This window comes from Agrobacterium sp. 16-172Ci (genome assembly GCF_053522725.1).
The window spans coordinates 70451-92015 of record NZ_JBNWBW010000019.1 but is presented as its reverse complement, the minus strand read 5'-3'; the positions used below and the strand labels follow the sequence as shown (position 1 = coordinate 92015).

19 protein-coding genes and 2 pseudogenes are annotated in these 21565 nt (G+C 58.8%); 6 read left to right on the top strand and 15 right to left on the bottom strand.

Features of this window, described 5'->3' with window-relative positions; all coding sequences use genetic code 11:
- The first annotated feature begins 20 nt into the window (after positions 1-20).
- Both ACQZ40_RS17290 and ACQZ40_RS17285 read left to right on the top strand, forming a co-directional pair.
- Positions 21-200, top strand: a complete 180-nt coding sequence (locus ACQZ40_RS17290; protein WP_065654894.1) for a hypothetical protein — start codon at positions 21-23, stop codon at positions 198-200.
- A gap of 130 nt (positions 201-330) precedes the next feature.
- Positions 331-2108 (top strand): annotated as a pseudogene (locus ACQZ40_RS17285) (thiamine pyrophosphate-binding protein).
- A 493-nt stretch (positions 2109-2601) separates the two neighbouring features.
- On the opposite strand, the gene ACQZ40_RS17280 reads toward ACQZ40_RS17285, so the two are convergent.
- The 9 genes and pseudogenes from ACQZ40_RS17280 to ACQZ40_RS17240 form a co-directional block, all read right to left on the bottom strand.
- Positions 2602-3300 (bottom strand): glutathione S-transferase, encoded by a 699-nt coding sequence (locus ACQZ40_RS17280; RefSeq protein WP_448748329.1) that lies wholly within the window; start codon positions 3298-3300, stop codon positions 2602-2604.
- 266 nt (positions 3301-3566) lie between these two features.
- Positions 3567-5324 carry a gamma-glutamyltransferase gene (gene ggt, locus ACQZ40_RS17275; RefSeq protein WP_448748328.1) on the bottom strand — a complete coding sequence of 586 codons (1758 nt, stop codon included), beginning with the start codon at positions 5322-5324 and terminating at the stop codon, positions 3567-3569.
- A gap of 307 nt (positions 5325-5631) precedes the next feature.
- Complete coding sequence (locus tag ACQZ40_RS17270; RefSeq protein ID WP_338808597.1) at positions 5632-6513, bottom strand: carbohydrate ABC transporter permease; 882 nt, start codon at positions 6511-6513, stop codon at positions 5632-5634.
- Entirely contained in the window at positions 6510-7598 is a 1089-nt protein-coding gene (locus ACQZ40_RS17265; protein WP_338808598.1) for a carbohydrate ABC transporter permease, read from the bottom strand. The genes ACQZ40_RS17270 and ACQZ40_RS17265 overlap by 4 nt, the downstream gene beginning before the upstream one ends.
- A gap of 13 nt (positions 7599-7611) precedes the next feature.
- Positions 7612-8880, bottom strand: a complete 1269-nt coding sequence (locus ACQZ40_RS17260; RefSeq protein WP_104679853.1) for a sugar ABC transporter substrate-binding protein — start codon at positions 8878-8880, stop codon at positions 7612-7614.
- Between the two features lie 83 nt (positions 8881-8963).
- Entirely contained in the window at positions 8964-9341 is a 378-nt protein-coding gene (locus ACQZ40_RS17255) for an EAL domain-containing protein (protein ID WP_448748327.1), read from the bottom strand.
- A gap of 17 nt (positions 9342-9358) precedes the next feature.
- Positions 9359-9664 carry a hypothetical protein gene (locus ACQZ40_RS17250; RefSeq protein WP_065654962.1) on the bottom strand — a complete coding sequence of 102 codons (306 nt, stop codon included), beginning with the start codon at positions 9662-9664 and terminating at the stop codon, positions 9359-9361.
- Between the two features lie 120 nt (positions 9665-9784).
- A pseudogene (locus ACQZ40_RS17245) lies at positions 9785-10176 on the bottom strand (GFA family protein).
- Between the two features lie 84 nt (positions 10177-10260).
- Positions 10261-10623 carry a hypothetical protein gene (locus ACQZ40_RS17240; protein ID WP_065654901.1) on the bottom strand — a complete coding sequence of 121 codons (363 nt, stop codon included), beginning with the start codon at positions 10621-10623 and terminating at the stop codon, positions 10261-10263.
- Between the two features lie 235 nt (positions 10624-10858).
- Here ACQZ40_RS17240 and ACQZ40_RS17235 point away from each other — a divergent pair, with 235 nt between their 5' ends.
- Positions 10859-12547 carry a dihydroxyacetone kinase family protein gene (locus ACQZ40_RS17235; RefSeq protein WP_078052891.1) on the top strand — a complete coding sequence of 563 codons (1689 nt, stop codon included), beginning with the start codon at positions 10859-10861 and terminating at the stop codon, positions 12545-12547.
- Between the two features lie 55 nt (positions 12548-12602).
- Here ACQZ40_RS17235 and ACQZ40_RS17230 read toward each other — a convergent pair whose 3' ends face one another.
- A complete protein-coding gene (locus ACQZ40_RS17230; protein ID WP_003521846.1) occupies positions 12603-13061 on the bottom strand; it encodes an Lrp/AsnC family transcriptional regulator in 459 nt (152 codons plus the stop codon).
- A gap of 123 nt (positions 13062-13184) precedes the next feature.
- Between ACQZ40_RS17230 and ACQZ40_RS17225 the strand changes: the two genes are divergently transcribed.
- From ACQZ40_RS17225 to mctR, 3 genes are all read left to right on the top strand, one after another.
- On the top strand, positions 13185-14468 hold the full coding sequence (locus tag ACQZ40_RS17225; RefSeq protein ID WP_125146510.1) for a cystathionine gamma-synthase family protein: 1284 nt from the start codon (positions 13185-13187) through the stop codon (positions 14466-14468).
- A 179-nt stretch (positions 14469-14647) separates the two neighbouring features.
- A complete protein-coding gene (gene mctS, locus ACQZ40_RS17220; RefSeq protein WP_448748326.1) occupies positions 14648-16045 on the top strand; it encodes a two-component system sensor histidine kinase MctS in 1398 nt (465 codons plus the stop codon).
- Complete coding sequence (gene mctR, locus ACQZ40_RS17215; protein WP_448748325.1) at positions 16042-16674, top strand: two-component system response regulator MctR; 633 nt, start codon at positions 16042-16044, stop codon at positions 16672-16674. The genes mctS and mctR overlap by 4 nt, the downstream gene beginning before the upstream one ends.
- Before the next feature lie 63 nt (positions 16675-16737).
- Here mctR and ACQZ40_RS17210 read toward each other — a convergent pair whose 3' ends face one another.
- From ACQZ40_RS17210 to ACQZ40_RS17190, 5 genes are all read right to left on the bottom strand, one after another.
- Positions 16738-17850 carry a TRAP transporter substrate-binding protein gene (locus ACQZ40_RS17210; RefSeq protein WP_448748324.1) on the bottom strand — a complete coding sequence of 371 codons (1113 nt, stop codon included), beginning with the start codon at positions 17848-17850 and terminating at the stop codon, positions 16738-16740.
- 68 nt (positions 17851-17918) lie between these two features.
- Complete coding sequence (locus tag ACQZ40_RS17205; protein ID WP_448748323.1) at positions 17919-19424, bottom strand: TRAP transporter large permease; 1506 nt, start codon at positions 19422-19424, stop codon at positions 17919-17921.
- Positions 19425-19442: 18 nt separating this feature from the next.
- A complete protein-coding gene (locus tag ACQZ40_RS17200; RefSeq protein WP_059761233.1) occupies positions 19443-19991 on the bottom strand; it encodes a TRAP transporter small permease subunit in 549 nt (182 codons plus the stop codon).
- 219 nt (positions 19992-20210) lie between these two features.
- A complete protein-coding gene (locus ACQZ40_RS17195; protein ID WP_448748322.1) occupies positions 20211-21140 on the bottom strand; it encodes an MYG1 family protein in 930 nt (309 codons plus the stop codon).
- A gap of 157 nt (positions 21141-21297) precedes the next feature.
- Complete coding sequence (locus ACQZ40_RS17190) at positions 21298-21564, bottom strand: hypothetical protein (protein WP_448748342.1); 267 nt, start codon at positions 21562-21564, stop codon at positions 21298-21300.
- Position 21565: the final 1 nt, after the last annotated feature.

The window sequence follows — 21565 nt, the reverse complement described above, 5'->3', positions numbered from 1 at the left end:
CATATGAGGAGTGACATATCATGCCAAATCAAGGTGGTACGCACGAACAGCACGTGAAGGCCGGCCAGCAGAGCCACAAGAACAGCGACAAGCGTTCGCAGTCGGCATCGGCCTCCAATAACGACGACAATGGCAAGACCCGCGGTGGCACGCATGAGCAACATGTGAAGGCGGGCCAGCAGAGCCACAAAAACTCCTAACGCTGACAGATTGGGAATCCCCGCGCGCGTCGTGGGGATTTCCTTGTTTTATTCCCTGACGGGACAGGACGTTTCATGACCGCTTTCGATGGCCAGTCTGGAACGACCGCCGAGAGTTGAGGAACTGATCATGACGACCGCAGCAGACGTTCTGGTGGAAACCTTGATCGAATGGAAGGTCGACACGATCTTCGGCCTTCCGGGAGACGGCATCAATGGCGTCATGGAGGCGCTTCGCAAACGTCAGGATGCGATAAGGTTTGTCCAGACCCGACACGAGCAATCCGCCGCCTTCATGGCGACGGCCTATGCCAAATGGACCGGCAGGCTCGGCGTCTGTCTTGCCACTTCGGGTCCCGGTGGCACCAATCTTCTGACCGGTCTTTATGACGCCAAGCTGGACCAGGTTCCTGTCCTCGCAATCACCGGGATGCATATCACGACCTGATCGAAACTTTCACGCAGCAGGACGTCAACCTGACCCGCGTTTTTGAGGATGTCAGCATTTATAACACCGTCGTCAGCGACGCTGCGCATATGGAAAATGTCGCCAGCCTCGCCTGCCGCACGGCGATCGCGCGGCGTGGCGTCGCGCATCTCTCGATAGCAAACGACACGCAGGAAAAGCCAGCCGAGGAAGGACGGTCTCGCCGTAATCTGCCCAGGCATGTTCCGAATGACTGGTTCGCGTATCGTCCGAAACCCGCTGACGAACTCATCCACGAGGCGGCATCCTTGCTCAATCGTGGCAGCAGGGTTGCGATACTTGCCGGACGCGGTGTCCTTGGCGCTGAGAAAGAATTGAAGCGAACCGCCGAACTGCTTGGCGCGCCGGTGGCGAAAGCTCTTCTGGGCAAGACGGTCATGGATGATGACGACCCATTCACCACCGGCGGAATTGGCATTCTGGGAACCGCCGCCTCCCAGGACATCATGAAAAATTGCGATACCCTGCTTATCGTGGGGTCGACATTTCCTTACATCGAATTTTATCCGGATCCAAACACCGTCAAGGCGGTTCAGATCGATCTTGACCCGCAGCGCATCGGACTTCGGCATCCCGTGCAGTGTGGCTTGGTGGGTGACGCAGGTGACATACTGAACCGGTTGAATTCCCTGCTGGAGAAAAAGAGCGACCGGAGTTTTCTGGAAGCCGCGCGGAAAGGGATGCACACCTGGCGCGAACAGATGGACGCCCTGACATCGGAGCAATCAACACAGTTGAAACCGCAGCCAGTGGTGCGTGCCTTCGGCAGGCGTATCGATGGAGACGGAATGCTTGTGACCGATTCCGGTCAGAACACGGAACTGGCTGCGCGTCACATCGACCTGAAAACCAGTAACGCCTTTGCCGTTTCGGGTGCACTCGCCTCGATGGCCTCCGGCTTGCCCTACGCCATTGCCGCCGGATTGGCCTATTCCGGCCGTAACGTATATGCGGTTGTGGGCGATGGCGGACTTGCCATGCAACTCGGCGAATTCTCCACCGCCGTCCGGCATCGGTTGCCTCTGAAGATTCTGGTTATCTGCAATGGGATGCTGAATCAGATTGCATGGGAAAAGATGATGTTCCTCGGCCATCCGCAATTCGCCTGCGAACTCGCACCGATAGACTTTGCCCGGGCGGCCGATGCAATGGGCGGAAAGGGTTTTACGATTTCCGGGTTTGGCGAGATAGAACCGGTCCTTGACGCGGCGTTCGCCGAGGATGGCCCTGTTATCATCCAGTCGATTGTCGATAAATACGAGCCGATGATGCCGCCGAAAATGCCGGGCGACTATGCGGCGAACTTCAAGAAAGCGCTGCCCGATACGCCGGGGCATCGGCAGATAGAAGAGAATATGGCGCGCGAGCCGCTGCGGACAATGATGCTTGGAGAAGGTCTGCCAGAGGCTGACCCAGGATAACTGGCGCCATACCGGCTGTCCGACGCGACAGAGACATGGTGGAGCAATCATCTCTGCGCGCTGCCAAACGACAGACACTTCAGACCCATTCCGTCAAACGGAGTCTGCAGCCTGCTGAGTGACAAATGGATTGTGCCGGTTCTTTGGCGTCGTTCTCTCGCGGAAGATCATCGGCTCCGCTTTTGAAAAGAGGTCGGTGAGGTCACCCAGCGCATGCTGACGCTCACACGGAGCTTTGCGCGCCCTTGAGGAATTTAACCTCTGGTTCACGACAATCTGGACACCATCAGAGCAAGCCGGCGCGCTTACGATCGGGCGGAGTTGTAAATCCAAGTGACTAATCTTCCGCTATCGGACTTTTGTAATGACAGTGGCGTTGGTTCGGGTTCCTTTCAACCGCGTGGCTGTGAAATGGTGCGTCGGGGTGCGTATCTCTTCAAGACTTTTGTCCGGCTGCAAAGCAGACAAAGCGATGGCGCCGCGCAGACGTGAATCAACCCGCTACCTTTCGGAGCGATTTCTCAATCTCTCCTCCGCAATAAGCGTTGCCGTATTCCTCGAAACTTTTATCGTTCAAGGCGGCCAGCGAAGTTGTGGCTACCACTCTTCTGGAAAGGCCCCAGATTGTAGGTGACGTATCCTCAATGATGCCCTGAATGACAGGGAACCGGTCGGCGACCGTAGTCCAAAGGATTGCAGTCGCTATATCTGCTACGCCAATCTTTTCTGTTCCGAGCATAAAGCCGGAAGTAGGGCTCAAGCCGTTTCGTGCCCCGGTATCCGCGAAAATACGGATCCATTTTTGCAGGCGTGGGACGAACTCTTCCCATTTTTCAGGTGCCCACATTTCGCGCCCGCCGTTGAGAGTCAACTCATCAAGGACATCGTTGGCATCGTTAACGATCTTGGCGCTGCGTGCGCGGCCCTCAATAGTTGTCGGCAACATCTCCAGCCGTTCACCCAGGTAGATGGCGATCGCCGGCATCTGGGAGATCGCAAAATTGCGCTCACGGTCAATCAGAACCGGTGGCCCCATGAAGGCAACCGGCTGCTTTTCCACCGCACAATCCATAATATTTTCAATCGCATCGGCATCGTGTTCATCCCAGGAGTACCCACAATGGGCCAGAATTCCGCGGATGAACTGACCTCGAAAAGGAACTGGCCAGTAATAAAGGGCGAAGTTTTTCATGCCTTCCTCCATTGGTCATGCAAACATCGAACGGCGTTGGTTGTTACCAGTTCCCCGACGTGCACTAAGAGTAAAAATGGAACTCAAGGAATGCTCTGACGCTTTGACGGCTTCCATGGCGCAGCAAGAGTTGTTTTTGGACGTAAGGCCCTGTTATTTACGGTTTCCTCGCTAAAAACAGAACACCCTGCGGGGTAATCATCTAACCTCCACACGAACGCTATGCTCAGTCTCTTCAGGCCGCCGTTTTTCCGCAGGCTGAGCGTTCACTCCCCCATCACCACTCCCTCGCGTCGTGGGTCGGCGCTGCCGGCCAAGCCTTCGGCGGTGATTTCGACAGCATGCAGACCGGAATTCATCTCACCCGGTTTCACCTCGTAACCCAGCGCCTTCAGCGGACCGACCAGTTCTTCCGCGCTGGTGCCGGCCTCGATGTCATAGGTGCCGAACCGGTTGATGAGATGCGGCTGGGCGACGATCACTTCCACCGGCATGCCCCAGTCGATATAGGCGATCAGCGCCTGCGCCACATAGCCGATGATCTGGCTTCCTCCGGGCGAACCAATGGCGAGCAGCGGTTTTCCATCCTTCATTACGATAGTGGGAGCCATGGAGGAGCGCGGTCGTTTACCGGGTTCGACGCGGTTGGCAATCGGCAGACCGCCGTCATGCGTCTTGAAGGAAAAGTCCGTCAACTCGTTGTTCAGCAGGAAGCCATTAGTCATCAGACGCGAGCCGAAGCCGCTTTCGATCGTTGTCGTCATCGAGACCACGTTGCCGTCCTTGTCGACGATGACGAAATGGCTCGTCGACGGCAACTCAAGCGCGGCATCCCGGCCGAAAAGCAGCGCGTGGTCCCATTCCGGCTCACCGGCATTGACCGCGTCTTTGGCCAGCGCCTTGTCGCCGTCGAGCAGCTTTGCCCTCTCCCCTAGATAGGTCTTGTCCAGCATGCCCTTGACCGGTAGCGGCACGAAATCGATGTCAGCGACGTAACGCTCGCGGTCGGCGAAGGCGAGACGCTGCGCGTCGCCGATAATGCGCCAGCTTTCGACATTTTTCGGCCCCAGCGATCTAAGATCGAAATTCTCCGCCATGCCGAGCATCTGGCCGATGGCGATGCCGCCTGACGATGGCGGTCCCATGCCGCAAACGTCAAGTGCACGATAGACAAAGCAGACTGGCTCGCGCTCGATGACGCGATAGTTGGAAAGATCGGAAAGCGATAGCACGCCAGGATTGTCGGCTGCCTCGCGCACGGTCTTGACGATCGCCTCGGCAATTTTCCCCTTGTAAAAGGCATCGGCGCTGCCCTTGGCGATCGCTGCAAGCGTCTCGGCATAGGCCGGGTTCTTCAACGGAGCACCGGCCTGCAGCGCGGCCCCGGAGGTGTCGAAGAAATAGGACCGTGCCTCTGGATATGTCTTCAGCCGGTCACCCTCTGATGCGATCAGAGAGGCAAGGCGCGGCGACACCTGAAAACCTTCGGTCGCCAGCGTTTCCGCCGGCTTCAGCAGGCTTGCCCATTCCGCCTTTCCATAGCGTTTGTGAGCTTCCTCCAGAAGTCGCACCGTTCCCGGCGTGCCAACGGAACGACCGCCGATGACTGCGTTCATGAATTTAAGCGGCTGACCTTTGTCATCCAGGAAGAGCTTTGGCGTGGCTTCCATCGGTGCCGTCTCCCGGCCGTCCAACGTCGTCAGCCTGCCGCTTTTAGCGTGGTAATAGACGAGGAAGGCGCCGCCGCCGAGACCGGAACTTTGCGGTTCAACGAGGCCCAGCACAGTCTGCACCGCCACCATCGCATCTATGGCGTTGCCGCCTGCGGCGATCACGTCGCGTCCCGCTTTGGTCGCGAGCGGATTGGCTGCGGCGACCATGAAGTTCTTCGACTCGACACGTTTGGCGGTGGCAAGCCCGGTTGCCTTTTCCGGCGCCACCGTGTCGGACGCCTGCTGGGCGGAGGCGATTGCGGTGGAAAACATCAAGGCAACAACAGCCTCACAGAAAAATCTCATTTTCATCGGCCTCATCCTTCAGAGCGGCGCAAACCATGAATGTGAGAAGGGCAAATCTCGCAGGGCGCTTAAGATCAACTCTCGGGCGACTGCCCTTCCCGGTCAAACATTCGATTTTAATGGCAGTGTAATCAGCCAATCTGGAACGACGATCTGCCGGGCGCCGTTCAGCGTTCAAGTTCGTAAGAAAACACAACAGCCTCCGGGTTGGCCAGAATATTCGGCGCTAATGGAATGCAGCAAGCTCCCGCAAGTCCCAGTGTATTCTCACTAAAGCCCTGTGTCAGGCCTTCACCCCGTGCAGGATGAGGCGCTATCCCTTTATACCGCTTGCCGCGATACTGGAGATAAACAGCCTCTGCAGGCAGAGATAAAAGATCAGCACCGGCAGCGTGATGATGGTGAGATAGGCCATCACCTCACCCCAGGGTGTGTTGAGCTGGAAGAAATATTGCAGCCCCACCATCACCGGCCTGTAGGCCTCGGACTGGGTAACGAGAAGCGGCCATAGATATTGCTGGCTGTACATGACGAGAAACTTCAGGATCGCAGCCGTTGCGATGACCGGGCCGCTAAGCGGCATCACCACCTGCGCGTAAATCCGCAGCCAGCCGGCCCCGTCGATGCGCGCCGCCTCCAGCAACTCCTTTGGCAGATCCTTGAAATATTGCACGAAAAGGAAAATCGTCAGCCCGTCTGCGATCCATGGGATGATCTGCACATGCCACGAATTGAGCCATCCCCAGGTAAACCCGTTGCTGCCGATCCATGGCAGATTGTTGACTTCGAGCAGCAGAGGCACGGCAATGGTTTCAAAGGGAATGATGAGCGTGGCGAGGATGACCGAAAAGAGAATATCCTTTCCGCGCCAGTTCAAAAAGGTGAAGGCGAATGCGGCAAGCGAGCCAAGCAGCAGGGCGAGAAACACGGTAACGGCCGTTACCAGAACCGAGTTGAATATGAAGGTCGCAATCGGCGCCCGGGCGAAAGCCGCGGTGTAGTTTTCAAGCGACAGATCTCCAACCGGCAGGAAAGCGCGTATCGAGGTCGCATCACTGAGCAGCTGGTCGTTCGGTTTCAGCGACGAGAAGCCCATGAACAAGAGAGGCAAAATGAAGATCGCCGCGAAAGCGAGCATGAGTAGATAGTTGCCGATGAGAAAAGCGAGGCTCTTGCGTTGTCCGGCCTGCATCATTGCTTCTCCCTTGTCAGGTATCGTTGGGTCAGTGAGATGCACAGGACAAGCAGGAAGAGGACGACCGAGATTGCCGAACCTGCCGCGATGTCCTGTTGTCGGTATCCCCGCTCAACCGCCTGATAGACGATGCTTTGTGTCGAATCGCGGGGGCCGCCCTTGGTCATCACATCGATCTGCGCAAAAAGGGCAAAAGCCTGCATGGTGATGACGATGATAATTAGCACGGCCGTGTTGCGCAGCAGCGGCCAGGTTATCATGCTGAACTTTTGCCAGCGGCTCGCGCCTTCGATATCGGCTGCCTCGTAAAGATCCGGAGAGATTGTTTGCAGGCCGGAAAGCCATATGACCATGTGAAAACCGACCCCCTGCCAGACGGACATGACCAGAATGGCCCACAGGGCGGTATCGGTTCTGCCCAGCCAGTCGACTGGCTGGAACAGCCCGAAGCTCATGTAACTCAAAAGGCTGTTCAGGAGCCCGTTATCCGCCGCATAAATAAACCGCCAGAGCAACGCCACCACCACAACCGACAGCACGACGGGCATGAAGTAGACCGCGCGGAAAATCGTGACGCCGGGAATCTTCTGGTTCACCAACAGGGCAAGAAACAACGCCAGCGCCGCCTGAACCGGGGCAACGACCGCCACGAAGGAAAGCGTGTTGACGAGCGCTGTCAAAAACACGACGTCGCGCGCCAGAATGACGATCTGGTTCTCACCCCAGCTGAAGCTCTTATATTCCCGCATCCCGTCCAGATGGGGATATTCTGGATTGTTGCGGGTGAAAGTGCGAATTCGCGGATAGGAGGTTGCGCCATCCGCATCCTGCTTGAGGCTCCCATCCGCCTCCCTTTCCGGCTCAAGCTTCAACACGCCGATACCCAGCAGCCGGGTGTAATTTTCAACGCCGACAAACTCGGTCGGATTGGGAGATGTCAGCCGCTGGTTGGTGAAGGAAAACCCGAGCCCCAGCAGAAAGGGCGTGATCAGGAATAGCCCGATCAGCGCCATCGCCGGTGCGGCCATGAACCAGCCCGTAAAGCTGTCCCGGGTCAATTTTCCCTTTGAAGACAAGAGCGCCATCGACAACCTTCCCCTATTTGGGTTGGTAACCGGAATTGCGTTCTATGTTGTTGTTTATCTCGTCGGCCGCGTTGTCCAGCGTATCGGCGACATCCGCGCCATTGGCAATGTCAGACACCGCTTTCGAAAACACCGGCGAGATGAAGGCGTAAGCCGGCGTCACCGGGCGCAACGTTCCCTGACGCTTGGAGAGCTCGAAGAAAACTTCGAGCGGGCCGCCCTGTTTATAGTTCTCCGTCATCTGGGCTGCCGAAGACGTGGCCGGGATCAGGCCGATCGCATCGGAGAACTGCGCGAGATATTTGTCCTGTATGGCGAACTCGATGAAGGCGGATGCGCCTTCGGGATGCTTGCTGGTGGCCGATACACCAAACTGCCAGGATCCCGCACCTATCTTCGGACCGTTTCCGAAATCAGGGGCAGGCAGGAACAGCAGGTCGTCTCCATATTTCTCCAGAGCCTTCACCGCAACCCAGTTGCCCATCCATTGCAGCGCGTGACGGCCTTCCAGAAAGCCGGTTTCATGGTCGGCAGGCGATTGCGATGTTCCGGGTGCCAGTTTTTTCTGGAACAGGGACTGCCACCATTCTCCGAACTTGATGGCATTGTCTCCGTTAAGGGCGTTCTCGGCGGTTTGATAATTTTCCTTGTCGATCAGGCTTCCGCCGAAGCTTTCCAGAAATGGGCTGAAGGCATAGCTGTACCATTCGGTTTTATCGGCCATACCGAGGTCGATCGCATATTCGAACTTGCCGCTGGCCGCGAGCTTTTCGAGCGCGGCATTAAATTCCTCGCCGCTCCACGGCCGGTCCAGCGTTGGAATGCGAATGCCATTTTCATCGAGAACCGATTTGCGGGCAAAGACCGCGACAGCCGCGTCCCACAGGCCGACCGAATAGAGCTTGTCTCCCCACTTTCCCACCGCGCCGGGCAGGAAATTGGCAAGCTTTGCCTCGTCGATCTGCAGTGGCTGCAGATAACCGGACCAGGCCCAGTTCGGCATGTTCGGGCCGTCGACATCCAGAATGTCTGGCAGCTTGTTGGAGAGCGCGGCGGCGGTGACGGATTCGTTATAGGCGGTTTGGGGAAATTCCTGAAGCGAGACCCGCCAGTCCGATTGGGACGAATTGAAGTCCTCGATGATGCCGGCCAGAATCTTGCGTTCTTCCACATTGCCCGCGCCGTGATACCACATGGTCAGGTCGGTCTGCGCCAGTGCCACAGTGGAAAAAAGCGTCGTCAAGGCAGCGGCTGCCCCCACAAAAATGGCTTTGGTGATCATAGATTGTCCTCCTCCTGAAGAAGAGTAACTTCAACATCTACCGATTGTTCCGCAGAAAATTTGCGTTCTGGCGCTGCACCTTCTCAAGAACGCGACCAGAAGAAGCGTTCGAAAAATAAACAGCACGGAGAAGTGAAGGAGCCGAGCGAAAGCGTTTCGGGGGCAGGCCGGGCCCTCGAAAAAAGCCAGCCCTGAGCGAAGTCCACGCCGTGTTCCCGCAGATACGCTGCCTGCTCCTCCGTCTCGATACCGTCGCAGAGGGTCAACAGGCCAAGTTCACGCGCCATTCCGGTAATATGCAGCGTAACGGTGCTGGTTGCGGATTTCCTGCCAGTCGTGTCGACGAAGGACTTGTCGATCTTCAGGGCATCCATGGGGAGCCCCTGCCAATATTGAAGGCTGGAATAGCCGGTGCCGAAATCGTCTATCGCGATGGAATGTCCCGCCTTGCGCGGGCTCATTGCTTTGGCGTTTATCCTCAGATCCCGGACCCATCAAGCTCCCGGGCATCGTCACCTTCCCAGGGAGCGGGCATCGCAAGGCCATCGGTATTGGCTGAGGGCATAGGCATCCAGCACTTCAATTCCGGCTCCGAGTATTCGATGATCCGCCCTGGCGACGAGTCTGAGGCACGCCAGCCTTCTGAACCGTACTGGTCGCCCTTCGACCAGTACGCAAGGTCAACTTGGGATGGCCCTTGTTCGGACGGACGTATCGTGATGAGAATCCGATCTCCGTTTTTCGGCGCGCTTGCCATATGGCGCCATCGGTGTGGTTGATCCATCATTTCCCCCATCGTTCAGGCATTCAAGTCTCGCCTCACCGTCCAAGAGGGTCAACTCAAACTTTGTATGACCCTGTATCGATCCGACGGAATTCGACGTCCCTGCAATGAATTTGCCCGTTAACGTTTCTCTCCAGAATCTCGAAAAGAAAGGGAAACCCAAGCATGGCGGGTCTCCTCATAACGCTCTGAGTTGGTTCCATAGCGCTTGCATCTTCAAAACAGCCCAAGGCGATGGCGACGAGATTGGGCCGAAATTCCGGTATCCAATAGACGGTCGATCCACAGACGGGGCAGAAGCGGAACTCCAGGCTCTTCCCGCTATCTCCGGGCCGCATGTAGGTTTGGTATTCTCCCGACGCAGTAACTTGATCGGCTTCATAAAATACCGCGACACCGAACGCTGAGCCGGTACGATGCTGGCACGCACGGCAGTGACAAACGGAGACCTTGCGGGGTTCTGCGTTTGTCACGACAGTTAGCTGACGACATGAGCAATGGGCCAAGCGCAAACTGTTGCTCCCAGTTCTAAATCCCCGAAATATGGCTTTCGAGGCCCCTCCACCACTCACCGGCAGGAACCGCCCCTCCGGATCTCAGGCTTCGACAGCTTCGCTGACATCATCCAGAAGAAAATGCACGATCACATAGCGTGTCGTGTATTTCTGACCGCTATCGGAGACGCTTTCGATGCTGCCGCCGTCGGAAGGGTGCCATTTCTGGTAGTGGGGGTTGTTGGCGATCAGCGTAATCGCCTTGTCAGAGAACCTGCCGTTCAGCCGGTAGCGGGCCTCTGCGAGATGCCAGATATTTTCAAAATCCTGCTGGCTGATCCGGGCTTTCAAGGCCTTTCTGGATATTGTTTTTCCGGGCGAACCATCGTCATGCGCCGTCGATGGAATATGTAGGTCAACCTCTTCTGCACCGTCCAGCAGAAACGCAAATTCGTCTGGCCACATCCGTCTCACGTATCGCTCCTCCCAAAGCTTACCGTCATACAGCGCGATCATGATAGCGCCTCCGCCGCGAGAGGCAATGGCGGATATGCACCTGTGTTTCCCTCGCGCGCCCACAATCGATGTCGCGAGTTCGAATAGCTGGAACTTGAAATTGGCCGGGAGATCGTGCTTGTTCACGGTCAGCAGGGCACGTGCGTGTCCCCGCCGGCCAACGAACTGCATCGAGGAGTAAGGCATGAAGAAGCTCATCAACGATCCAGCCACCGTTGTGCGGGACATGCTCGAAGGCGTGGTGGCCCTCAGCCCCGCGACGGTCCTGCTTGCGGATGAGAATGTCGTTATCCGGTCTGGCCTTCAGGCCCCTGAAAAGCGCAGGGTGGCGGTGCTGTCGGGCGGGGGCAGTGGCCATGAGCCAGCCCATGCGGGTTATGTCGGCGCGGGCATGCTGACCGTTGCGGTGGCAGGCGATGTCTTCACCTCGCCAAGCACCGATGCGGTTCTTGCCGGGATCAGGGCTGCGGCCGGACCCGCCGGCGCTCTGGTTATCGTCAAGAACTACACGGGCGACCGGCTGAATTTCGGATTGGCGGCCGAACTGGCGCGGGCTGAAGGAATTCCGGTCGAGATCGTGGTCGTCGCCGATGATGTCGCCTTGAAGGACACAGTTCCCGACGACCGCCGCCGGGGTATTGCAGGCACAGTGCTCGTTCACAAGCTCGCCGGCGCGGCCGCGGAGCAAGGACTTCCCCTTCAAGAGGTGGCTCGCATCGCCCGGGAAGCCGCCGAAAAATTGTCCTCCATGGGAATATCGCTGGGCTCCTGCACGCTCCCTGCCGTCGGCAGACCGGGCTTCGTCCTTGGCGACGCTGAAATCGAAGTCGGGCTCGGCATCCATGGCGAACAGGGCGTCCGGCGGATGTCCATCGCATCGGCGGACGAGCTTGTGAAGCTGGTCCTCGAGACGATCGAAGCCGATGGCGGGCTGAAGAGCGGAGACCGGGTTGCGCTTCTGGTCAACGGACTGGGATCGACGCCGCCAATGGAACTTGCGGTCGTGGCGCGATCCGCCATCACACGCCTGGAAGCAAAGGGCGTCGTGGTCGAACGGGCATGGGCCGGTACCTTCCTCTCCGCCCTCGATATGCCCGGCTTTTCTTTGTCGGTCATGCATGTGGACGACGCAATGCTCAACCTCATCGATGCGCCGACCGACGCCGGCGCATGGCCGCGCGGCGGTGCGGTGAACCGCAACCGCGTCTTGCCTTCGGCAGGTGTCGAGAAGAGCGTGACTGCGGAAATCGAAATAACAGCAGCCGGTGAACGACTGCGTTCCGCGGCGGAGCGGGTCGCCCGAGCCCTGATCGCTGCAGAGCCTAAACTGACGCAGCTCGACAGTGTTACGGGCGACGGTGACCTTGGGACAAGCATGGTGCGAGGCGCCGAAGCAATATTGGCGCTGCCGGGGGAGAGCTTCGCAGATGTGTCCGGTGGCTTGATGGCGATGGCGAATGCGATGCGGAAGGCAATCGGCGGAAGCTCGGGCCCCTTTTACGCCACGGGCCTGATGCGCGCTTCGCGCCATCTTGCCGGGATCGAAAAGCCGACGGACCAACAGATGGCGGAGGCGTTCGTGGCTGCCGTTCTTGCCGTCTCGGAACTCGGTGGTGCGAGACCGGGGGACCGTACGATGATAGATGCGCTTAATCCGGCGGCGGAAACGTTCCGGGACAAGCTCGCAGCCGGAGCTTTGACCGACGAGGCCTGGCGATCCGCCTCGGCGGCAGGCATCGCAGGCGCCGAGGCGACCGCGTCTATGAAGCCGCGGCTCGGGCGCGCGAGCTATCTTGGCGAGCGAGCTATAGGACATCCCGATGCGGGAGCTGTCGCCGTCAGCATCTGGCTTGAAGCAATCGGGAACGATTAGCGCCGATGGGCGGCGGGCCTGATGAGAAAGCGGGTTACCGCCGTGGCCGCGAAGCTCAGATGCGCCGCGCCTTGATGGTGTTCATGACGAAGCTGGTCTCAATGGTCTCGACGCATTTCAGCTTTGCAATCTTGTCCTTGATGAAACGCTCGTAATCCTCCAGCCCACCGCACATGACCTTGAGCATGTAGTCCCTCGGACCCGTGACGAGATGACATTCGAGAACCTCGTCCCAGTCAAGCACGGCCGCCTCGAACATCCGGATTTCGTCATCGTGCTGGCGGCTGAGGCGGACGGACGCAAGGGCGGTCATGGTCCATCCCTCGATTGCCGGATTGATGATCGCGGAGTACCCTTTGATGGCGCCCATCTCTTCCAGGCGTCGAAGCCGCCGCAGGCACGCCGATGCCGACAGTCCGACCCGCTCGGCAAGTTCGTTGTTGGTGATCCGCGCATCGGCAGACAATTCCTTGAGTATCCGCCTGTCGATCGGGTCTGCAATTTTTTGCGACATAAATGACCGTTCTCCGCAATATATTGCTTCATGAGATAACTTGACGCTTCAGAATGCAAGGTATTTTGGTTTCACTGCGTGTAACCTGCGGGTAGTTCAACGCCAGCTCAGGGATCATCGGAAATGACCGCGCCGCATCCGTCCAAAACCCATATCGGCAACCACGCTCTCCATCCTGAAACCCAGATGCTCAATTACGGTTATGATCCGGAATTGTCGGAGGGCGCCGTCAAGCCTCCCGTGTTCCTGACATCGACCTTCGTTTTCAAATCGGCGGAAGACGGGCGCGACTTCTTCGACTACGTCTCCGGCCGCAAGGAGCCGCCGGAGGGCAGGGGCGCGGGCCTCGTCTATTCGCGCTTCAACCATCCGAACAGCGAAATCGTCGAGGATCGTCTTGCCGTTTATGAGCGCACCGAGAGCTGTGCGCTGTTCTCCTCGGGCATGTCCGCCATTTCGACGACACTTTTCGCCTTCGTGCGACCCGGTGACACCGTGCTCCATTCCCAGCCGCTGTATGGCGGCACGGAGACGCTGCTGGCCAAGACCTTCCATAATTTCGGCGTCTCGGCAGTGGGTTTCGCCGATGGTGTCAGCGAAACCTCGGTGATGGCTGCCGCAGAAGAGGCGATGACGAAAGGCAGGGTCTCCGTCATCCTCATCGAGACCCCCGCCAATCCGACAAACAGCATTGTCGATATTTCGATGATGAGCCGGGTCGCCGATGTGATCAGCGAAAGGCAGGGGCACAGGCCAATCATCGCCTGCGATAATACGCTTCTCGGCCCGGTGTTCCAGCGGCCCATCGAATACGGTGCGGACATCTCGCTCTATTCGTTGACGAAGTATGTTGGCGGGCATTCCGACCTCATTGCCGGGGCAGCGCTCGGCCGGAAGGATGTCATGAAACAGGTGAAGGCATTGCGTGGAGCAATCGGCACGCAGCTCGATCCGCATTCGTGCTGGATGCTCGGACGTTCCCTTGAGACGCTGCAGATCCGGATGGAGCGGGCGGACAGCAACGCCAGGGTGGTGGCGGAATTCCTGAATACGCACCCCAAGGTCGAGAAAATCCATTACCTGCCGTTCAGCGATCCGGCGTCCGCGGTTGGCAGGGTATTCGCTGCTCAATGCTCCGGCGCGGGATCGACCTTCTCGTTCGACATCGTCGGCGGGCAGGCCGCATCTTTCAAATTTCTCAATGCGCTCAACATATTCAAACTCGCGGTAAGCCTCGGCGGCACGGAGTCTCTTGCGTCTCACCCTGCAACGATGACGCATTCGGGAGTTCCTGCCGATGTCCGCCAGCGCATCGGTGTGCTGGATTCCACGATCCGGCTGTCAATCGGCATAGAACATCCCGACGATCTTGTCGCCGACCTGACCCTTGCCCTGGATCAGGCCTGACGAAAACGGGAACGCCGTTTACCCCACGCGCCACAGAAATGATTGAAGGCTGCCCTCAGGTTGCAAACCTGGATAGGGTCACTCACGGTCGCGTCGCGCGGCTCGCTTTCCAACGTCGCCGATTTGCGGCATTAAGTGTTGTGAAGTGAAGTGTGCAAGATGAATGTGTCGGGGGGCGCATGAAACTCAGGAGCCAGATTCTCGCATTGGCCATCGGGCCTCTCGTTCTTGCGATTATCGTCATCACAGCGCTGATCACGTGGCAGTCCATGACGCTGGCGCGCACGAGCATCGATGCGTTCGAACGAAACATGCTCGCGGCAAAGGAGGCTGAACTCCTTAACCTCACCAATCTTGCCCTTTCGGCGATCCGCTCGGTCTATGACAAGGCAGGACCTGATGACGAGGCCGCGAAGGAAGAGGTCAAGCGCATCCTGACCGGTCTCGACTACGGCACTGACGGCTATTTCTTCGTCTATGACTATGACGGGCTGAACGTGGTCCATCCGCGACAGAATTTCCGTCCGGGGAACAACTGGCTGGATCTCCACGATCCCGATGGCAACCGGGTGATCTACGATCTGATCGTCGAGGCGAAAAAGGGGGGAGGGCTGGTCCAGTACAAGTGGGAAAAGCCTTCCACCAAAAAAATGGCCGACAAGCTTTCTTTTGCCGCCGGCCTCGACAAATGGCGCTGGATGATCGGTACCGGCGTTTACCTCGACGACGTTTTTGCGACGACGGCAGCGGCGAAGGAGGAGTTGCGGCATTCGATCACCTGGAACTTCCTGATCGTCGCCCTGTTTGCGGTTCCCGCCGTATTGCTGGTGTTTGCCACCTGCATGCTGCTCAATCTGCGCCAGCAGCGGCTGGCGGATGGTCGGCTCAAGGAATTGATGCAAAGGATCATCGATACCCAGGAGGAGGAGCGTCTGCGCATTGCCCGGGAGCTGCATGACGGCATTTCCCAAAATCTCGTCGGCGTGCGTTTTGCGATCGATCTCGCGCGGCGCAAGGTCACGCCGGATAATGTCCGCGCTGTTGAGGCAATCGGCAAAGGCGCCATTGCGCTGAACGAAGCGATCAAGGAAGTCCGCCGCATCTCCCACGATCTTCGCCCGCGTGTCCTCGACGATCTGGGGCTGACGGCGGCTCTGGAATCCCTCATCTCGAGTTTTTCCGAACGCACGGGAATAGCGGCGACGCTTGAATCCGTGACCTTCAAGCATATGCTTGTCCCGGAGGCACGGGTTGCGCTTTACCGTGTCGCGCAGGAGGCGCTGACCAATATCGAGCGCCATGCCGGCGCGACGCAGGTCGCCATCCGGTTCTCCAGTCGCGATGAACGGGTCCAGATGGATGTCAGCGACAATGGCCGCGGCTTTCCGGCCGTTCGGACGGAAAACGGGATGCCGGCGAGCAAGGGGCTCGGTTTGAGAAACATGCAGGAACGCATGACGCATTTCGGGGGCAGGCTGGATGTCGAAAGCTCGGCAAAGGGAACCGTTCTGCGGGCGGTGCTGCCCATCACCGCCATGAAGGATCGCAATGGCGGCTTGCAGGAGGCCGCCGAGTGACCGTTCATCCGATCCGTGTGTTGTTGATAGACAACCATCCTCTGGTTCTGGATGGGTTGAGGGCCGTCCTCGAGACTTACGAGCATCTCGCAGTCGTTGGAACCGCCGTGTCCGCCATGGCCGGTATCGACGCGGCTGTCGCCGCGCGGCCCGATGTGGTGCTGATGGATATCAACATGCCGCAGATCAATGGCATCGATGCCCTGGAGCTGTTCAAGGAAAAGCAGCTTTCCGCCCGGGTGCTGATGCTGTCGATGCATGACAGCCGGGAATATATATCGACATCGGTTATGTATGGTGCGGCCGGTTACATTCTGAAGGACGTGGCGACCGAAGAAATAGTCGCCGCAATCGAAACCGTGGCTGCCGGCGGCACCTATTTTTCCTCTGGCGTTCGCGATGTGCTGATGGAAGGGTCTTCCGGCAGGCTGAAGGCGCTGACGACACGCGAGCAGGAAGTTCTGCTGCTGATCGCGCGCGGAAAGAGCAATCGCGACGCTGCCCTGGCGCTCGACATCGCCGAGCGCACGATGGAAACCCATCGCAAGAACATCAAGAGGAAACTGGATATAGCGACGACCGCCGGTCTCATCCGCTATGCGATCGATAACGGGCTTATCAAAGAATAGCCGCCAAAGGGTTGAGGCCCCGGAATGTCGCCATTCGGGGGCCTCAGTAAAGTCTATGTCGGCTTATTTGCCGGCCGTCTGCATGGCATAGCCGTAGCTGTCATAGGTATATTCGGCGACGCGGAACCATTCGAAGCTCTCGTCGCGGAACTTCTTCCAGCCCGGATAGATCTTGGCCCATGCGGGATGCTTCTGCGTGTACTCGTCATAAAGCTCGAAGGTCGCCTTGTAGGCGGCGTCGAGCACATCGCGGGGCAGCGGGCGAAGCTGCGTGCCCGTGGAAACCAGCGAGCGGATCGCATCCTTGTTCTTGACGTCGTACAGCGCCTGCATGTTGATGTTGGCGGCCTTGCAGGCGGTGTCGAGCGCTGCCTTGTATTCATCAGGCAATGCTGCGTACTGGTCCTTGTTGACGAAGAAGTGGATCGTCAGTCCGCCTTCCCAGAATGCGGGATAATAGTAGTATGGCGCGATCTGGTAGAAGCCGAGCTTTTCGTCGTCATAGGGACCGACCCATTCCGCGGCATCAATGGTGCCCCGTTCCAGCGCCGGATAGATGTCGCCGCCCGGAAGCTGCTGCGGCACCGCGCCAAGCTTGGCGAGCACCTGTCCGGCGACGCCGGCAATACGCATCTTGAGGCCCTTGATATCCTCGAGGCTCTTGATCTCCTTGCGATACCAGCCGCCCATCTGGGCGCCCGTTGCTCCACCGGGAATGCCGATGACGCCGTAATCGGAAAGGAATTCGTTGTAAGCCTCGTTGCCGCCGCCGTGGTAGAGCCATGCGTTCTGCTGGCGGGCGTTCAGGCCGAAGGGGATGGTCGAACCGATGGCGAATGTCGGATCTTTCCCGGTGAAATAATAGCCGCAGGTATGGGAAATCTCGACGGTATTGGCTTTTACGGCGTCGATGGCCTGGGCGCCGGGAACGATTTCACCGGCCTGGAAGACCTGGATTTCGAACTTTCCGCCTGTAATCGCCTTCAATGCATTGGCCATGACGACGGCGCCGCCATAGATCGTGTCCAGATTGTTCGGGAAGCCGGACGTGAGACGCCAGCGAACGGTTGGCAAAGACTGGGCTATGGCGGGTGTCGCAAGTGCCGAAGCAGCCGCAGCAGCCCCTGCAAGTACGCCGCCCGACAAGAGTTGTCTGCGACCTGGGTTGACCTTCATAGATTACCTCCTCCTATTGAACGTCAGCGATTTTTGTTGCGGCGGGCGCTTTTGCGCCCGGCCGATTGTCATGGGGTGGCCGGCTTTCCGAAGCTCGGTGCGCTGTTGCCGGGTGCCGAGAAAGGATTGGCGAAGGGATCGGCGTCCGTTCCCGCACTCGGCATGGGAACGTTGATATGGACGGACGAAGGATCCGCCACCTTGGCGCCTGACTTGTAGTGCATCACGATGCCGGGGAAGGCGATGATGATGACGACCATGGTCAGCTGGATGAACAGATAGGGAATGGCGCCCAGGTAGATCTGGGACGAGGTGACCGGCTGGATCGTCTGTCCCGTGATCCGATCCTTGTAGACCCGCGTCGGTGCGACGGATCGCAGGAAGAACAGAGAGAAACCGAAGGGCGGGTGCATGAACGACGTCTGCATGTTGACCGCTAGCATCACGCCAAACCAGATCAGGTCGATGCCAAGCGCATCGGCGACCGGCGCCAGCAGCGGGATGATGATGAAGGCCAGCTCGAAATAATCAAGGAAGAAGGCCAGGAAAAAGACCAGCAGGTTGGCGACGATCAGGAAGCCGATCTCGCCGCCCGGGATCGATGTCATCAGATGCTCGACCCAGACGTGGCCGTTCACGCCATAGAAGGTCAGGGAAAAGACGCGCGCGCCGAGCAGGATGAGCAGCACGAAGGACGACAGCTTCGCCGTGGCGTGCAGCGACTGCTGGATCAGACCGAAATTGAGCTTGCGGTTGGCAAGCGCAAGGGCAAGCGCGCCGACAGCACCCATGGCACCGCCTTCCGTGGGGGTGGCGATCCCAAGGAAGATCGTGCCGAGCACGAGGAATATCAAGACGAGCGGCGGCACCAGCGAGGTGATGACCTTGAGCAGCAGCTTGGTGCCGCGCAGGGTCCGCGCCTCCAACGGCAGGGCCGGGACTTTCGTGGGGCTGATGATCGAGGTCACGATGATATAAAGCGCATAGGCCGCCACGAGCATGAGACCCGGAACGAGCGCGCCCTTGTACATGTCGCCCACCGAACGGCCAAGCTGGTCGGCCAGCACGATCAACACGAGGCTGGGCGGGATGATCTGCGCCAGCGTGCCGGAAGCCGCGATCGTGCCGGCGGCGACCTTGCGGTCATAACCATAGCGCAACATGATGGGAAGCGAGATGAGGCCCATCGAGATAACCGAGGCGGCGACGACGCCGGTGGTGGCGGCCAGAATTGCCCCGACGAAGATCACGGCAAACGCAATGCCGCCGCGGACCGGCCCAAACAGCTGGCCGATTGTGTCCAGCAAATCCTCCGCCATGCCGCTCTTTTCAAGAATGAGCCCCATGAAGGTGAAGAACGGTATCGCCAGCAGCGTTTCGTTCGACATCTGGCCGAATATGCGATCGGGAATGGCCTGGAACAGCGTCGCTGGCAGCAGGCCGAGTTCGATCCCGATGAAGCCGAAGAAAAAGCCGACAAAGGCTAGCGCGAATGCCACGGGATAGCCGAGCAACAGCACGATGATGAGCGCCGCAAACATGATCGGCGCGAGATTTTCCGCAATGAATGCCATTGTTGTTTTTTCCTTCGATCAGAGCATTGCCGCCGCGGCGTCAGCCTCTGCAACGGGATCGGGGATATCGCCGCGCAGGATCGCGACACGCTTGATGAGTTCCGAAACGCCCTGGATGGCGAGAAGGCTGAAGCCAATCGGTATCAGCGCCCAGACGGGCCATTGAATGAGGCCGCCCGTGTTGTTTGAAACCTCACCGGAAGCAAGTTTCTGCAGAAACACCGGCCAGGAGAGATAGACCGTGATGAGGCAGAAAGGCATGAGAAAGAAGATGGTCCCGAGAATGTCGACCCACAGCTGCCCCTTGCGCGGAAGATTTCCGTAGACCAGATCGACCTTCACGTGCTCGTTGTTAAGAAGCGTGTAGGCGGCGGCGATCAGAAACACGGCGGAAAACAAATACCACTGCGATTCAAGCCAGGCGTTGGAGCTCATCGAAAACGCCTTGCGCATGACGGCATTGATGGCGCTGATGAAAATGGCCGCGAGAAGCAGCCAGGAAATGCCTTTGCCAATGGCTGCATTGGCGGCATCGATGGCGCGCGAAACGGCCAGCAGAAACTTCATGATATCCTCCCCGAAAGCGGCCGCGTACTCCTCAATACGTGTGTGACCGCCATAATTCGGGCAGGATAACCATGGGGGCCTGACGCTCAAGGGCGCGCGCCAGCGAATTTCCTGAGACGTACCGAGAACTGGGTATGGGCGAGATCAAAACCCGCACCCGGGCTTAATTTCGCCTCCTGCTGCCGGGCCGAATGCGTGGTTGCATGGTCGGCTGCGATGTCACTGTTTGGCTGCGGTCGCCTCTTTTACCGCCAGCTCCGCCATGGCGAGTGCCGCATCGCGGGTTCTGGCCGCCGCGACAAATCGGCCGTTGTGGCAGAAGCTCGCGCCTTCGACGCCGCAAACCGCTTCCAGATCTTTGTCCGTCAGGCCGGCCCAGGCCGCCGGCAAATCCGCCCGCAGTTCAAAGCCTTCATCCTCGCGGCGGATGCCCGTCAGGCACCAGTCATTGTTGCGTGGGTGAACGACGAACAGCAGATGGTCGGCGCCCGCCTTCTTGATGGCGGGCCGAAACGGCATTCCCATCGGCAGTTCCAGAATATGTCCCTCGCCGGCATCCACGATAGCCCGGCTCACGAGCGCTTCAGCCCGCAATTTCGCGGCGCTGTTGGCAATCTTTGCCTCCACGAAGCTGCGGGCGATGGCCAGCGCCGCGTGGAAACTGCGATTGTCCGCTTCGGGATCTGTCTCGTCGAAAACAGGTTTCAGAGTTTCCAGCAGGACGGGCAGGGTCAGCCCGGCGAGTGCCCCGGCGGTGGAGGGGCTGAGCGCGCCATTGTCGACCAGATCGACCGGCAGCACGAAGCTGGCATCGAAAGAGGCGTGAACGGTTTCGATATGGTCTTCAGGAACGCCAAAGGCGGCGAGATAATCGCGGCCGAAATGCTTCCAGATCAGTCCGAACGAACTATAGGGCTGACCGTCTTCGCGCAACGGTGCACCGCGCTGGTGATGATCGAAGGCGCCCTTCGCCGCGTCATAAACACCGCCGACGTCGTAGACGACGCGGTCTGCGCCAGGTGCGATCCATTCGGGCGCCCTGCTCCGGATCAGGCGTGCCTGCGGGAAAAGCCGGGTCAGCACGACGCTCGACAGCAGTTCGTCGGCATGGAAGCCACCGGAATGGGTAACGAGGAAGTCCGGGATCATGTCAGGATGCGCCTTGTTGCTTGCGGAAGCTCCGCCTGGGAGTGGCACCTGATACCCTTTGCCGGACGGCATCTCAACCCGCCATTCGCAATGGAGGCTAAAAGCAACGATATGCTGGACGTCGTGATCCGAAGGAAAGGCGGTTTGTCACCGCGTTTCAAGCCGTCTTCAGGATCCACAGGTTGGGTGCCGACCGGTCATTCCCGCTCGTTTTCCAGCGGTCAAAGGCGGCGCGTCCGAGAATGGCGACGGAGGTGTCCTCATGGATGTCGTCGCTTGCCTCGGCAAGATATCCTGCCCTGTTGAGGTCCGCCGTGACCTGCGCGGTCACGTCATCCTGTCCAAGCGGAAAACGCCCGACTGTCACGATGCCCAATTGCGGCTCGCCGCGCACCACCACCTTGCCGGTTTCGGTGAACCGCACC

Bases quoted from the DNA above. Each gene is read 5' to 3' on its own strand.
- ACQZ40_RS17260 (WP_104679853.1), bottom strand. From the start codon at position 8,880: ATGATCACCAAAGCCATTTTTGTGGGGGCAGCCGCTGCCTTGACGACG.
- ACQZ40_RS17280 (WP_448748329.1), bottom strand. From the start codon at position 3,300: ATGAAAAACTTCGCCCTTTATTACTGGCCAGTTCCTTTTCGAGGTCAG.
- ACQZ40_RS17205 (WP_448748323.1), bottom strand. From the start codon at position 19,424: ATGGCATTCATTGCGGAAAATCTCGCGCCGATCATGTTTGCGGCGCTC.
- ACQZ40_RS17240 (WP_065654901.1), bottom strand. From the start codon at position 10,623: ATGTGGCCAGACGAATTTGCGTTTCTGCTGGACGGTGCAGAAGAGGTT.
- ACQZ40_RS17230 (WP_003521846.1), bottom strand. From the start codon at position 13,061: ATGTCGCAAAAAATTGCAGACCCGATCGACAGGCGGATACTCAAGGAA.
- ACQZ40_RS17250 (WP_065654962.1), bottom strand. From the start codon at position 9,664: ATGGATCAACCACACCGATGGCGCCATATGGCAAGCGCGCCGAAAAAC.
- ggt (WP_448748328.1), bottom strand. From the start codon at position 5,324: ATGAAAATGAGATTTTTCTGTGAGGCTGTTGTTGCCTTGATGTTTTCC.
- ACQZ40_RS17255 (WP_448748327.1), bottom strand. From the start codon at position 9,341: ATGAGCCCGCGCAAGGCGGGACATTCCATCGCGATAGACGATTTCGGC.
- mctS (WP_448748326.1), top strand. From the start codon at position 14,648: ATGAAACTCAGGAGCCAGATTCTCGCATTGGCCATCGGGCCTCTCGTT.
- ACQZ40_RS17210 (WP_448748324.1), bottom strand. From the start codon at position 17,850: ATGAAGGTCAACCCAGGTCGCAGACAACTCTTGTCGGGCGGCGTACTT.
- ACQZ40_RS17235 (WP_078052891.1), top strand. From the start codon at position 10,859: ATGAAGAAGCTCATCAACGATCCAGCCACCGTTGTGCGGGACATGCTC.
- ACQZ40_RS17200 (WP_059761233.1), bottom strand. From the start codon at position 19,991: ATGAAGTTTCTGCTGGCCGTTTCGCGCGCCATCGATGCCGCCAATGCA.
- ACQZ40_RS17225 (WP_125146510.1), top strand. From the start codon at position 13,185: ATGACCGCGCCGCATCCGTCCAAAACCCATATCGGCAACCACGCTCTC.
- ACQZ40_RS17270 (WP_338808597.1), bottom strand. From the start codon at position 6,513: ATGATGCAGGCCGGACAACGCAAGAGCCTCGCTTTTCTCATCGGCAAC.
- ACQZ40_RS17265 (WP_338808598.1), bottom strand. From the start codon at position 7,598: ATGGCGCTCTTGTCTTCAAAGGGAAAATTGACCCGGGACAGCTTTACG.
- ACQZ40_RS17290 (WP_065654894.1), top strand. From the start codon at position 21: ATGCCAAATCAAGGTGGTACGCACGAACAGCACGTGAAGGCCGGCCAG.
- ACQZ40_RS17195 (WP_448748322.1), bottom strand. From the start codon at position 21,140: ATGATCCCGGACTTCCTCGTTACCCATTCCGGTGGCTTCCATGCCGAC.